The 13,824-nt window shown below is 55.0% G+C and carries 13 protein-coding genes; 9 read left to right on the forward strand and 4 right to left on the reverse strand.

The features are described from left to right. Positions 1-30 precede the first annotated feature (30 nt). Positions 31-477 (reverse strand): nuclear transport factor 2 family protein, encoded by a 447-nt coding sequence (locus tag NOR51B_RS06360; RefSeq protein WP_009020790.1) that lies wholly within the window; start codon positions 475-477, stop codon positions 31-33. Positions 478-740: 263 nt separating this feature from the next. Between NOR51B_RS06360 and NOR51B_RS06365 the strand changes: the two genes are divergently transcribed. Then, positions 741-1,436, forward strand: coding sequence for a TetR/AcrR family transcriptional regulator (locus NOR51B_RS06365; protein ID WP_009021683.1), 696 nt, complete (start codon positions 741-743; stop codon positions 1,434-1,436). A gap of 100 nt (positions 1,437-1,536) precedes the next feature. Here the strand turns inward: NOR51B_RS06365 and NOR51B_RS06370 are convergent, their stop codons facing one another. Continuing rightward, on the reverse strand, positions 1,537-2,124 hold the full coding sequence (locus tag NOR51B_RS06370; RefSeq protein ID WP_009021344.1) for a carboxymuconolactone decarboxylase family protein: 588 nt from the start codon (positions 2,122-2,124) through the stop codon (positions 1,537-1,539). 426 nt (positions 2,125-2,550) lie between these two features. Here NOR51B_RS06370 and NOR51B_RS06375 point away from each other — a divergent pair, with 426 nt between their 5' ends. Genes NOR51B_RS06375 through NOR51B_RS06390 form a run of 4 tightly spaced genes read left to right on the forward strand, consistent with a single transcriptional unit; the run spans position 2,551 to position 6,035 of the window. Beyond that, positions 2,551-3,684 carry an ABC transporter permease gene (locus NOR51B_RS06375; protein WP_009021455.1) on the forward strand — a complete coding sequence of 378 codons (1,134 nt, stop codon included), beginning with the start codon at positions 2,551-2,553 and terminating at the stop codon, positions 3,682-3,684. 2 nt (positions 3,685-3,686) lie between these two features. After that, a complete protein-coding gene (locus NOR51B_RS06380; RefSeq protein ID WP_009021093.1) occupies positions 3,687-4,469 on the forward strand; it encodes an ABC transporter ATP-binding protein in 783 nt (260 codons plus the stop codon). Continuing rightward, positions 4,462-5,433 carry an MlaD family protein gene (locus NOR51B_RS06385; RefSeq protein ID WP_009021037.1) on the forward strand — a complete coding sequence of 324 codons (972 nt, stop codon included), beginning with the start codon at positions 4,462-4,464 and terminating at the stop codon, positions 5,431-5,433. Before NOR51B_RS06380 ends, NOR51B_RS06385 begins: the two co-directional genes overlap by 8 nt. Further along, positions 5,430-6,035, forward strand: coding sequence for a PqiC family protein (locus NOR51B_RS06390; RefSeq protein WP_009020929.1), 606 nt, complete (start codon positions 5,430-5,432; stop codon positions 6,033-6,035). Before NOR51B_RS06385 ends, NOR51B_RS06390 begins: the two co-directional genes overlap by 4 nt. Before the next feature lie 194 nt (positions 6,036-6,229). Here NOR51B_RS06390 and NOR51B_RS06395 read toward each other — a convergent pair whose 3' ends face one another. After that, positions 6,230-7,387, reverse strand: a complete 1,158-nt coding sequence (locus NOR51B_RS06395; RefSeq protein WP_009019603.1) for an MFS transporter — start codon at positions 7,385-7,387, stop codon at positions 6,230-6,232. A gap of 93 nt (positions 7,388-7,480) precedes the next feature. Between NOR51B_RS06395 and NOR51B_RS06400 the strand changes: the two genes are divergently transcribed. Beyond that, positions 7,481-8,467 (forward strand): agmatine deiminase family protein, encoded by a 987-nt coding sequence (locus NOR51B_RS06400; RefSeq protein WP_154647623.1) that lies wholly within the window; start codon positions 7,481-7,483, stop codon positions 8,465-8,467. Positions 8,468-8,582: 115 nt separating this feature from the next. Here the strand turns inward: NOR51B_RS06400 and NOR51B_RS06405 are convergent, their stop codons facing one another. Further along, positions 8,583-9,446, reverse strand: coding sequence for a mechanosensitive ion channel family protein (locus NOR51B_RS06405; RefSeq protein WP_009020869.1), 864 nt, complete (start codon positions 9,444-9,446; stop codon positions 8,583-8,585). A 71-nt stretch (positions 9,447-9,517) separates the two neighbouring features. Between NOR51B_RS06405 and NOR51B_RS06410 the strand changes: the two genes are divergently transcribed. From NOR51B_RS06410 to NOR51B_RS06420, 3 genes are all read left to right on the forward strand, one after another. Then, complete coding sequence (locus NOR51B_RS06410; protein ID WP_009019324.1) at positions 9,518-10,489, forward strand: magnesium transporter CorA family protein; 972 nt, start codon at positions 9,518-9,520, stop codon at positions 10,487-10,489. A gap of 403 nt (positions 10,490-10,892) precedes the next feature. After that, on the forward strand, positions 10,893-13,409 hold the full coding sequence (locus tag NOR51B_RS06415; RefSeq protein ID WP_009019118.1) for a TonB-dependent receptor: 2,517 nt from the start codon (positions 10,893-10,895) through the stop codon (positions 13,407-13,409). Between the two features lie 197 nt (positions 13,410-13,606). After that, positions 13,607-13,824, forward strand: a 218-nt coding sequence (locus tag NOR51B_RS06420; RefSeq protein WP_040481870.1) for a GGDEF domain-containing protein, incomplete at its 3' end; no start/stop codon positions are given.

A 13,824-nucleotide genomic window follows, 5' to 3' on the forward strand; every position in this document is an offset into this window, starting at 1 on the left:
GGAATCGGTCACGCGCTTATTGGTGCCGGCTCAGCGTTCGCCGTGAATTTCATTGAGCGAACCGGGCAGGGGCATACCCTGTCGGATGCAGTATTTCTGGCATTTCCACTCCCCGTTGATCTTCACGCAATCCATTTCGTAGCGAACATGAACCAGTACCTCGTTGCCCTCTTTGGAGCGGCCAAGACCCTGCACATAAGCCAGGCCAGTGGCGGCGTTGCCACTGTATGAGCCGACGCGGAAGTTGGTGAGATAGTGGGTGTGGTGGCTCATGTCGGCAAAGACGCCCTCGTAGAATCCCCTGAATTCGCGCTTGCCATTCATGGCGGGAAGGCCGATATCGCTGAAGTCGAGTACCGCGTCATCGGTAAACAGGTCGAGCAGCGCGTCCAGATCACTCAATGCGTCGACCGCGTAGCAGTAATCGGTCATCAGATCATTGAGCGCCAAACGTTCTTCGATTGAAATTACAGTCATGGTGAGTCCTGTGAGTTAGCATTATTGGGATCGAGCCGCTGGCAGCCGCATCAACTACCTTCATCATTGCCGGGGGGATCAAACCCCCGATTTATCCGCCATAAACGCCCCTTATCACCGGGGATTATTGTGTTGCGGTAACCCGCTCGAAAGGGTTTCGATGCAGGCAAGGTGGAATATTGTTATAAATTAGAATGCTAATCTAGTTCAGTATTTTAAACCTGTCAAGTATGATCAGGCACTTATCAAGGCGGGAAGTGACAGTGGCAAACGAACAGCTCAGTGACGAATTCGCGGGCATATCCTGGGTGGAGTACAGCGACTGGGTGCTGACACCAACCCAGGACCGTAGCAAGCGAACCCTTCAGAAAGTGCTGACCTCCGCACGGGAACTGTTTCTGGCTAAATCGTTTGAAACCACCACCATTGCGCAGATCTCGAAGCGCTCTGGCGTGTCATCGGGTTCGATTTACAATCTGTTTGCCGATAAGAATGCGATATTCAGAGCGCTTTACGAACACTTTCGGATCACCCGTGAAGGTCAGATCGACACCCTGATCGCGGCCCACGACTGGCAACGCGCCCGGGCGATAGACATTGTCCGGTTTCACCTGGATATCATTTTCAGTTCATCGAGGGACGATGTCGGGTTTTTGCGTCTGTTAGAGCAGCGGCGTATGTCTGATCCGCAGCTTTTTGGCATCCAGTCGCAAGCGGAGGAATTGTTTTGCCAACGCATGCTGGCGCTTTATCAATTGCGCGCGGGCGATTTTGGACACGAGGACCTGAAGACCGCCGTGTATTACGTCCATTTTATTATTCGCGGCTCAGCGTTATGGTCGATTCTGCCGCCGCATAACAGTGATCAGTTTTTGCGGGTGACCGACAAACGCTACCAGCAGGAGACCCTGCGTATGGCTTGTCGTTATCTGGGAATAGACGAAGCCGCACCGACATGAATGGCGCGCTGGACCGTCTCTCGATCGGCATAAAGAAATCGCGATCTAAGGGCGGGCACACCCGTTGTCGGCGCAAAGGGCCCAATGCAGGGTCGGGAAATCAGCTGTGTTTGCCCTCGTCCCAGTCGGGGAGTGCGCGTTTGATCCGCTCTCTCGGGACGGCTTCCAACTGCGTGGCCATGGTGTCGTTCCAGCGGTTCAGATACCCGAAGAGTGCGATCGATGCGACAATCTCGACAATCTGTCCGTCATCGAAATATTTGCCCAATTCGTCGAAATCGGCCTGGTCGGCGTCGTTGGGAAGAATCCCCGCCTTTAGTGCCAGTGCGATCGCAGCGCGTTCCGCATCGCTGAACAAATCACTGGTTTGGAATTCCCAGAGTGCGGCAATTTTTTCATCCGGGACATTGTAGATACTGGAGAGATTACTCATATGAGACTGGCAATAACGGCAGCCCGAAGCGACGCTGGACGCCAGACTGACCAGCATTTTTAATTCTTCGGGAACCGTACCTTCGTAGAGAACCGCCTGATTGAGCTGCATAAACGCCTTTACGATATTGGGACGGCGCGCCATGGTTCTGATGCTGTTGGGCGTGAAGCCGCGGGTATCGGCGTAATGCTGGAACTTGCTCAGAATCTCCGGGTCGTCAATTTCGCTCAACTCAAGCGGTCTCAGGTGGGTCATTGTTGTCTCCTTTATGGGTTTCGACGCGATCGACTTTTGCGCCCTCTTGCCTAACGCACAAGCGACGACCTCGATAAAAATGCCGCGGCCAGTATCCGTTTAGAAGATCAATGCCGCCGGCTGCGCCTGACCGATATCACGCCGAGCGACAGAGTAGTCAGTGCCAGTATACCCGGGCCAAACAGCGGCAACGCGGGAATCATCTCTCCCGCGACTGGAGGCGTGCTTAAATCGAGAGTCGCTTTACCCATGTCCATTGTTACGTGGAAGCCCCGGCTCTTGCGTGCTAACGTCGGAAAAACAAGCGTCGTAGCGATGTGATCCAGCACATTTGAGGTAGCTTTCCCCTGCAATGACCCGCGATATTCCGTCACTCGAATTCGTTATACGATCCATCCGTCGCGGATACGTCTGTGAAGCCTATCAATGACAGCAGACAGTGACGCTGATACACCACAATGGGAACTGGTTGGCGATGATGATTGCCATCATTCGCTTATTCTTAAAGGCTCGTGGGAGAGTTCTGCGGTCCTGCCCGAACTCGGTGCCCTTTTCCAACCGGACGACACGGTAACCGCGCTCCGCGTGGATGCTCTCGAGGTCGCCCGCTGGGACTCCCGACTGATTAGCCTTTTGCTCAAGCTCCACCGTTACTGTGAATCTCGTGGTATTTCGATCACTACGGAACTGCCCGAGGGCGCGTCGCAATTGTTGGCGCTCGCCGTCGCTGTTCCACCCGCTGTCGAGTCGCCCTCTCAAAGCGCGGGCTGGCTTCATTCGCTCAATCCACTGCCTTACCTGGAACGACTCGGTGCTCGGGTCACCGACTTCTTGAACTTTGTCGGCAGCCTGGTCAGCTCGACCGGCCGTGTCGTAACGGGGCGTGGGCGAGTTCGAGTCAGTGATTTATTGGCGTTCGCTTATCAGACGGGTCCAAATGCATTGCCGATTATTGGTCTGACCAGCCTGCTGGTTGGCATGATCCTGGGGTATCTCGGTGCCGTTCAGTTGCAACAGTTCGGTGCGGGAATATTTGTCGCCGACCTGGTCACCATTGGCGTGCTTCGAGAAATGGGCGCGCTGATGACCGCGATCATTATCGCTGGCCGGACCGGAGCTGCCTATGCCGCCCAGTTGGGTACCATGCGGGTCAACGAAGAGGTCGATGCGATTGAGATTCTCGGTATCTCGCTCATGGATTTTCTGGTGTTGCCAAGAGTGTTGGCGGTTACCCTGATGGTCCCGCTCTTGTCCCTGTATGCGGCTATTATGGGCATTGTAGGTGGTGGGATTGTGTCCATTTCGCTCGGTATCACACCCCTCCAGTATTGGACGCAGGCGCAAACATCACTGGGGCTCGACCATCTATTGGTCGGTCTTTCCAAAGCCCTGCTATTCGGCGCGCTCATTGGCATTGCAGGCTGCCGCGCCGGGATGCAGTCGGGCCGAAGCTCCGAGGGTGTTGGTAAGGCGACAACCACCGCGGTCGTTGTTGCACTCGTCTATCTGATTCTTGCAGATGCAGCAGTCAACCTGCTCTGTCAGTTATTGGGTATCTGAAGATGAGCGATGCGGCGATTTCTGTCACCGATCTGACCCTCGCTTATGGTCACAAGGTTATACAACGTGACCTGACCTTTGACGTGGAGCGGGGCGCCATTTTTGTGATTATGGGCGGCAGCGGCTGCGGCAAAAGCACCCTGCTGCGCAATATGCTGGGGCTTGAACAGCCCGCCTGTGGTGATGTCTGCTACAACCAGGAGAGCTTTATTCACGCCGATCAGCAGCGGCGCCGGGAAATCCGAAAGCAATGGGGTGTCACCTTCCAGCAGGGCGGGATGATTAGCGCTTTAACCCTTGCCGAGAACCTGGCCTTGCCGCTTGAGCTCTACACGGCGTTGACGAAAAGGCAGCGCGAGGAACTGATTGATTTTAAATTATCCCTCGTTGGACTTGCCGGGTATCAAAGCTATTACCCCTCGGAGATTAGCGGTGGTATGCGAAAACGGGCGGCGCTGGCCCGCGCCATTATGCTCGACCCCGAGTTTCTTTTCTTTGATGAACCCTCGGCGGGGCTTGATCCAATCAGCTCCCGACGGCTTGATGAATTGATCGCAACGCTGGCGGCCAGTATGGGTTCCACCGTTGTGATGGTGACCCATGAGCTGGACAGTATTTTCGCCATTGCCAGCAGCACCATCTATCTCGACAATGTCTCGCGTACACTGCTGGATTCAGGGTCACCCCAGTATCTGCGTGGCCACAGCGAGCATCCCGTAGTACGGGAGTTCCTGAGTCGGGGTGGCGATCGGGCAGATAGGGGCCAGGGCATGAGCAATGACTGAGAAAACCGTGAACACACTGCTGGGCGCTTTCGTTATTGGCGCGGTGTCGATCGCCGTCATTGCTTTTCTGTTAATGGCCGGCAACGCCTACGACAAATCCTCCGAGCGGGTGGTGATGGTATTTGACAGTTCGGTCAAGGGTTTAACCGTTGGCGCTCCTGTGGCATTGCGCGGGGTGAATATCGGTGAAGTCACCGATATCCGCGTGCTGTTTCGGGATACTGACAATCTGAACCTGTTAATGGAGGTCGAGGCAATCCTGCAGCGAGGGCGAGTGACGCGCTTGTCCGGCAGTACTAATTCAATGACCGACGAGATCATTGCCGCGGGTCTCAGGGCACAACTGAATTCCCAGAGCTTGCTGACCGGGCTTCTTTATATCCAGTTGGATTTTTTCCCCAATACTCCTATCAATTTGCGCGCGACCCGCGACGATATTTTAGAAGTGCCGACCATTCCCTCGCGAATTGATATGCTCTTTGAAGAAATCGATCGCCTTGATCTGCCGCGTCTGTTATCCGATGTACAGCGCACCGCGCTAGCGCTGCGCCGATTCACGGAGAACGAAGATTTTAATTCGTTCCCGGCCACTATCAATGAAACGCTGGAGAAATCCATTGAAATTGCCGAGGACAGTAAAGCGCTACTGGCTCGTCTGGAGCCCAAGCTGGATCAAACCTTGTCGAGTGCCGCTGCGGCTTCCAAGACTCTGGAACGAGAGCTTCCCGTAATTGCCCAGAGCTTTGAAAACAGTTTGGATCAACTTAAGCAAACACTGGCCTCACTGGAGGGTGCCGGGGAGAATCTTGAGGCAGCCCTCGATCCGGACGCGCCACTCCTTTATAGCTTACAGGCGACTTTGGACGAATTGACAAAAGCGGGTCGAGCCATCAACTCACTGGCGCGGAGTGTCGAAGAGCAACCGCAATCTTTAATTCTTGGAAGATCGGGGGAGGCACCATGAGGACCTTTGGTCGAATTCGCGTTGGTCTACTCGCTATCGCACTGCTTTCGGGTTGCGCTACACAAACCCTTTCCGAGTTCCATCGTCTGGAAGCCCGGGGCGCATCAACCGTCGACCGTTCGGGTCCATCTATCGGCTTGCGCCCTGTTCAGGTCCCTGGCTATTTGCGTCGACTGGGGGTCGTTTGGCTTGAGGACGATGGCAGTACCACGGTGAGCAGCCAGCATCGTTGGGCTGAACCCCTCGATGTGGGAATTCAACGGATCACCGAGCTAAACCTCGCCAGTCTACTCGGCGCCAAAAGTGTCCAGCGCTACCCGTGGAATCCCGCGAGTGGGCCTGACGTTGTGATCAATGTCGTGATCATTGATATGACCGCGGGCGGGCAGGGTGCCCGACTCGTCGCCGATATCGGTGTGGGACGATCCCATAAAGCCCTGGCTAACCGTCTGGTTGATCTGGAGGAGCCGTTGCCAGTTTCGCCCAGCGGCGAGAGCGTCGCCAATGCCTACAGCGCCCTGCTGTTTACGCTAGCCAAAGAAATTGCCAGAGATATCAGTGAGCTGGGCCGCGACGCCTCCGAATTGCCGCCTTCAACCTGAGCCGAGGACAGGGGCAGCGTGATGAAATTGGTAATCCCGATGCCAAAAAAGGGGCTGTGAAGCGACCGGCTTAGCGCTGGAATGCTGATCGATTAACGGGTTCGTTTTTATCTCCTTCAATAACAACGATTGACCGCCCTGTTATCGAAAAGGCGATAAGCGTCGTCGTTAACGCGGAACCCGGGTCTCTGGCACTAGTGGCCTTGCTTCTTGCCCCACCCGAGCACGACGATGGAAAGCCCCGTTATCGAGTAGGCGATAAGGCTTACCGTGAGCACGGCGCTGTAGTCTCCCGCCGTCACACCCATGGCGACTGCAGCGGGACCCATACCGGCGCCCGCACCGCTCGCGAGGCCTCCCGCCGTAACCACAGCACCTCCGGGATCAAGATCGGCGAGGATCGACTGGATATAGGGCGTGGTGAATGCCCACGTGATGCTGTGAATACAGGTATAGATGAGAAATTCGCTGTGATTATCGGATTGCATGATGCCAAGCAGTGACAGGGCACCAATACTGATTCCGACCAAAACGGGCAGGCTGTGTCCGAACCGCGAGCCGACAAAGACGATGGCAAAGGCACCGGGCACACCAATGACGGAGGCGAGTCCCAACGACGATCCGATTTCGCTATCGCTTAATCCGGCCAGCACCGCAATTCGCTCAAGATAAACATCCGTCCCGATGTTGCTCGCCTCGTTAAAACACAGTGCGATGAGCCCGGCAATCGCGGGAAGTGTTAACAGTAGCTTCCATTCACCGCCACGCAGGCTGATACCGGCGACGTCCGCCGCCTTTGAGGGCAGCAAAAAAACCAATGGCAAGACAAGCAGCTGACAGGCAAAAAATCCCAGATACAGGTTTCGCGGGGTCATGTGCGGCAAATAGGTGGGCAGCGCCCACAATGCCAGGCCGGCAATGCCGAACTGAAACATCATGAACAATCCGTAGCAGCGTTCGGAACTTTGTTGCCGGGCAAAGGCGCTCATCACTGCGGCATAAATCGCTCCGTCGCCGATCGCGTTGATGACGCGCAAGCCGTAAAAAAGATGTAATTGATCGTAGCAATAAGCAGCACCAACGTTGGTCACCATGGCGACGCTAATACCCGTGACAGCGAGCGTTTTTAGAGGTAGACGGTGCATGGTCAGCGCGCAGAGAAATGCAATCACGATAGAACCCATAGCGCCGTAGCCGGAGGTCATTCCCGCCTGGCTGTCCGAGAAATCACCGTAGTCAACCAGAACGCCTGTAATGATGGGGCCGATCAGAATTGGAATCACCGCCACGCATCCAAGAATGGCCATACCCCAGAATCGCGGCGCGGGCAGGTTGTCTGTGATTATGCGCATAGGAGGGGTCGCCAGCACTGCGGGTGGAGTTGTCTCATCGTCTATGCCGTCATAGGCTAAGGTCAAGCTGGATTAGGTAAAGGAACGCTGAATATGCACATGCCTGCGGAATGGACTCCCCATGAGCGCTGCTGGATGGCGTGGCCCTGCCGAGAGGCGATGTGGCACGACTTTGAAGCCACGTGCGGCAACTACGCGGCGGTGGCACAGGCCATTGCCCGGTTTGAGCCGCTGACGATGGTGGTGCCGCCGCGGCTGGCCAGTCAGGCTCGGGATTATCTCGGTTCGGATATTGAGTTACTGGAGCTGCCGATCGACGATTCCTGGGCTCGGGACAGTGGTCCCAACTTCGTGATCAATGCTGCGGGCGATCTCGCTGGCGTCTGTTTTCGGTTTAACGCCTGGGGTGAAAAATATTCCCCGTACGATCAGGACGCACTACTGGCACCGCGGATTCTTGACCACCTCGGTGTGCGCGCCATCGCATCAGAATTGATTGCGGAGGGCGGTGGTATTTGCGTTGATGGTGAAGGCACGCTACTCACCACGGATACCTGTTTTCCGCATCAGAATCGCAACCCCGACTGGAGCCGCGATCGGATCGAGGCGGAGCTGATGGAAAAGCTCGGTGTCAGCAAGGTGATCTGGTTGCCGGGTGATCCGCTAGATAACGAAACCGATGGTCATATTGACGGTATCGCCACCTTCGCCGGACCCGGCAAGATTATTGTTGAGTCGAGTAGAGACGCTTCCGATCCCCGCAAGCCTTATTTTGACAGTCTTCGCGATCAACTCGCGCAGGAAACGGATGCCAGGGGCAGACGCTTTGAGTTGCTGACATTACCCGAGGCGCCCGAAGACTGTGCGCTGGGGGAGCGCTTCTGTCTCTCCTACGTTAATTTCTATTACGCCAATGGTGCAGTGATCGCACCGAGTTACGGCATCCCTACCGATGATGAGGTGCGCGAGCGATTGCAGACCTATTTCCCCGATCGGGAAATTGCGATGGTGCCGGTGACCGATATCGCTATTGGCGGTGGGGGAATCCACTGCATTACCCAGCAGCAGCCGCTGGTATAGCGGGGCAGCCCGGCTTGCACGGGTCGATCTGAATCTTGCGGTTGTAGGGTTGAGTAAAGTGACGGGGGGGGGGTGAGTCACGCCTGGCTGGCAACACAGACCATGAGTGTCTGCTTCAAGCCTCTTTGGCGCTAATCACCCGGACTTCGCCATCGAGATGCACATCCCGCTGGGGGAAGCTGATGGAGATGTCGTGTTCTCTGAACATCTCATCAATTTTGAAGCGCAGTTCACTCCTGATCACCCGTAGGCCACGTTCAGAAGCGCTTCTTATCCAGAAATTAACCTCGAATACCAGGGAGTTGTCGCCGAACTCATCAAAAAATACGTGCCTTTCAGGTACTTTCAGCACGTCGGCGTGTTCGTCCACGGACTGTTCCAGGAGGCGCTTCACCAGCTGTACGTCCGAGCCGTAGGCAACACCCACCACTACGGAGGTGCGCACGATTTCATCGATTAGCGTCCAGTTGGTAACGGTGTTTTCCAGGAAGAAACTATTGGGAACCAGCAGGTGTACACCATCGACCCGCCGGATTCGGGTAGAACGGGTATTAATGGCTTCCACCGTCCCTCGTACATTCTCCATTTCCAGGAAATCGCCAATTTTGATGGGCCGTTCCCACATGAGGATCCAGCCACTGATGAAATTGTTGATGATGTTCTGCGCGCCAAAGCCGACGCCAATGGCGACCGCGCCGGAAACAAAGGCAAAGGCGCCCAGTGGCACCTGCAGCAGGTCCAGCACCATAAAGCCTAGAATTAGCAGACCCATGATCAGGTAGGCGCGAGAGATCACTTGAATCAGGTCGGGGCTCACCCGCCGCTGCTCCAACCTGGCGCGGACAAAACGCGCGCTCCAGGCCACGAAGAGGTAGCCCAGAGCGACCAGTGCGAGCACTTCGAGTATCTGGCCGACCGATATGGAGCGCTCGCCAAAGACGATGAGGGGGGTGCTCAGTAGTTCGTTAATGTTTTCCATTTATCCCGTGGCACGGTAACGTTGCCCGACAGCTGACCAGTCACTGGGCTGGCACACGAGGCATAGTACCTATGATCCGGGCGAAATTACTATCGGGAAATTCAGTGGTTGAGGGGAGCGAGGAACTCGTGGCCCAATGGCGAGCCACAGCGGACAGCCGGCTGTGGCTCGACATCGAGAGTCGGGTCGATGATGGCGTGCGCAAGTTGTTGGAGGAGTTCGGCTTGGATCCTCTCGCTATCAATGATGCCTCCCGTGATCGACATCCGCCGAAGATCGAGGAATTTGACAACAACACCTTTATCCTGTTTCGCGGCATCACGTCCCTCGATGAGCGCCTTGAACTGCAACCCCAGCAACTGGCGATTTTTGTCGGTGATCGCTTTCTCATCACCGTCCACAGCGGGCGTTCAGTGAGTATCGGCCAGCTTTGGTCGGATGCTGAGAATAAGCCTGCGATGTTGCAGGATACCGGGCTTCTTGCCCTCAATCTTATCCACTACGCCGCCGGAAGGTATCTGAAAGCAATACTGGAATTTGAGGATAAGTTGGGAGATCTGGAGGACAGCCTTCTTACGGGGGATGGTGAAAACGCGATGAAGGATTTGGTCGCCTATCGCTCACGCCTGCGCGTTCTGCGACGGATTTTCAGCTATCACCAGCGCCTTGCCGAGCACGCGCTCAATGGTGCCGGGAAACATCTGGCCGGGGAAGGCGAGCAGGATAATCTCCACAAACGCAGGGATTTATTTGATCGCTGCGAACGCATCTACAGCCTTTGCAGCATGTATTACGAAATTTGTGGTGATCTGGTGGAGGGGCACATTTCACTGAGTTCGCACCGACTCAACAACACCATGAAAGTGTTGACGATCATCACCGCCGTATTCGTACCGCTTGGCTTCCTTGCGGGAGTTTACGGGATGAATTTCGACAATATGCCCGAGTTACACCACCCCAAGGGTTACTTTTTTATTCTGGGAACCATGGCCACGATTGCCTCGGGCATGCTGCTACTGTTCCGCAAGATTCGCTGGCTTTAAACAGGATCATCGCGGGTTAGCGGGATCAAGGCCTGCGCGGTACTTCAATCATTGCCCTGGAAGATAATCGTTGAACACTCCCCTTCCAGTCTTGAGGTCGTCGAAAACAAGGGGCGGGTGATTCTTGACGGCCTGATCGCAGCTTTTATATCGGTTGCGGCATAGGGGTTGCGGCCTTGAAGACACGGCTACCAGAAAAACATTATCAGCCACTGACTGAATGCTTCTCATTAACTGGCTTAAGGCAGTTACCCTTTATGGATCTTGTCGTCTATTGCTTGCCCATTGTCATTCTCTGCAAAATCGCATTTTGCAGAGAATGACCCAAAACAGCACTTTTATTTTAGGTGGCTTTGGCCTAATGTTCGCCCTTATAAAACCATAACGAAGACAAGGGTTACTCATGATCAATCTTAATAAGAAAATTCTATCCGCAGCCGTCTGTGTAGCGCTCTCCCAGAGTGCACTCGTAAGCAGCGCGTATGCACAGGACTCAGGCTCATCCGGCAAGCTCGATATCGAAGAAGTCGTGGTCACCGGTACCAAGCGCTCGGTGGCCCAGCAGGATTTGTCGGTTGCGGTGACCACGGTTACGTCCAAACAACTCGAAGCGACGTTCCAGAATGATGTGACGGCGCTGACGGAGCTGGCTCCCAATGTGAACCTGACTCCCCAGACCGGTTTCCGAGCGATTGCAGGTGGTATGCGAGGAACCGGCTTTAACTCGATCCTGGTGACCAAAGATGCCTCTGTCGGCATCACGGTTGATGAATTCGCCTTTAACAACGTGCAGTCCCAGTTCATCGAAATGTTCGATATGGAGCAGGTCGAGATTTACCGCGGACCGCAGGGCACGGTGTTTGGTAAAAACACGACCGGTGGCGCGATTGCCTTCACCACCCGGAAGCCCGTTCTTGGTGAATTCTTTGGCGATATCGAGGGTAATTTCTCGCAGTTTGCCTCCAACGATTCAAATGCAACCAAGCTGAAATTCAGCCTCAACGTACCTCTGGGCGACACCCTGGCCGCACGCCTCGCGGTGATTCAGGATAAAAGTGACGGCTGGTACACCAACGACAAGCCCGCCGGTGGTGAATTCCAGAGCCTGGGGTGCCCGTTTCCAGGGCAGCCCGGCAGTGCAGAGTGTAATGATGCAGCACGCTCCAAGTTCCCCGACGTGGGTAATGGAGAGGATCTCAATGGCATCGACGTTCTGGCGGGTAAATTAAAGTTTCGTTGGCAGCCCAGTGATTTTTATACGGCGGACCTGACGTTTGAGTACGTTAAAGATCGCAGCGATACGGTAGCTGCCGCCAACGAGACTCCGCTTGCGGACCAGAATGGTGGTGAGGGCTATCTGTGGCCGATTGCCGGGTTCCCCGGTATTGGCAACGGCGATCCGTTCTCGACGGGTCAGTCCTACACGGCGACCCGGGTCGTCGATATTCCCGGCGGCCATAAGATCGATGCCGACGGTATCTACCTGAACCAGACCTTTAATTTCGACAAGTACGAAGCGAAGTGGATCTTCGGCATGAGAGACCAGGACGAAGTACTGGCCAGTACCTACACGGGTGAGGCGTACACGTCCCAATATGATGCCAGCCGAAATTCCCAGCGCGAAATGCTCCAGAACGAGTTCCGACTTGCGTCCAATTATGATGGCCCGTTCAATTTTGTCACCGGCGCTGCCTACTACGAAGACGATGTGGATTTCCTGGTCTACGGTAATCTAGGCTACTTTCTGATTTTCTCGGGTCCAGCCGCAGAGTTTTATCGAGAAACCTACGAAATTCAGGTGACCCAGCAGGATCGAGAGAGCTATGCCTTTTACATTGATGGCAGCTACGACATCACCGATTCGCTGAAATTGACGGCGGGCTTCCGACGCACCGAAGACGAAAAAGACTTCACGCGTTTGAGCCTGGGTACCGCGGCCAACCCAATCAGTAATTTTATTTCCGAAGATCAATTCATAGGACCCCACACCAATCCGCTGCCCGAATCTGCTTTCGGCAATGTGATCAAGGATAATGAAGACTTCAGTGCCAATACCTATCGACTCGTTCTCGACTATCAATTTAGTGATGATGTGATGATTTACGGTAGCGTTGCCACGGGCTTTGTAGCGGGTGGATTCTCTGAGACCTGTGGTAGTGAATTCAGCTGTACGCCTTACGCCAGTGAGGAGAACGAAAACTACGAGCTCGGTGCCAAGGCCGACCTGATGGACGGCACGCTGCGATTGAATGCCGCGTTGTTCCATACGACATATGAAAACCTGCAGCGCGATACGGTACTTCCGTTCAAGGATGCGGCGGGCAACGACTTCCAGGAAACGGTAGCCGTTAACGAGGGTGAAAGTACTGCCATTGGCTTCGAACTTGAGATGACCTATGTGCCCACCCCCAACTTCCGTATCGACATGAACTTTGGTTGGCTCGATCATGAATACGATAGCTATGACCCGTTTTACGAGCCGGGAACGCTTGGGGTAGCAGGGGACTTGCAGCGCTTCGACTTCTCCTCTCTCGAAGTGCCTTATTCCCCCGAATTTAACGGTGGCGTGAGCTTCACCTACTTCCAGGATATGGCGAGCGGCAGCTCACTAACCTACAACCTCAATATGCACTACCAGGATGAAGCTGAGATCAACCCGGCTCCCGCCAGCTTCCAGGGCGGAACGCTTGATAACCCCATACTCGTCGCGAAGGCTAATACCCAGCTTGAGGAGCGCACATTGGTGAATGCCTACATTACCTGGGCAAGCTCTGAGGACGCTTTCGAGGTTTCTCTTTACGGCAAAAACCTGCTTGACGAGGAATACCGAAACTCAGCCAACCCGGTAGCGAACCTGTGGAACTTCACCACCTACGGACCGCCACGCGAACTGGGCCTGCAGGTTGGATATAGCTTCTAACTCAATTGGAGTTGAATTAAAGCCGGCATTAGCCGGCTTTTTCGTCTAATGACAGCCTGGTTTTGAAGACGCGGGTCAGGACGGCCTGCTTTTTCAACAGAATGGTCAGTACACCGAGCAGTCGGTTGCCTGTTCTCATCCGCCGATTTCAGTGGTCAGCGGGCGGTGGTGGGATTCGGTGCCAGGAGTGTCTGGCTGTGCTGCCCGATACTGCGGAGGCGCAGGCGGCGCTGCTGGCAGAGCGTCTACGCGAGGCCGTTGAAACAAAAATGGCTTTGGAATTCAGCCCCATTCCTGATGGAATTACCGTGAGTATTGGGGTCGCGGCGTTAGACGATAACGTGACGACGGCAAAAGAGCTGACAAAGCGGGCCGGCCCTGCTCTATACCAGGCTCAGTGGTCGGGTAGAAACAA

Source organism: Luminiphilus syltensis NOR5-1B (assembly GCF_000158175.1).
GTDB classification, from domain to species: Bacteria; Pseudomonadota; Gammaproteobacteria; order Pseudomonadales; family Halieaceae; genus Luminiphilus; species Luminiphilus syltensis.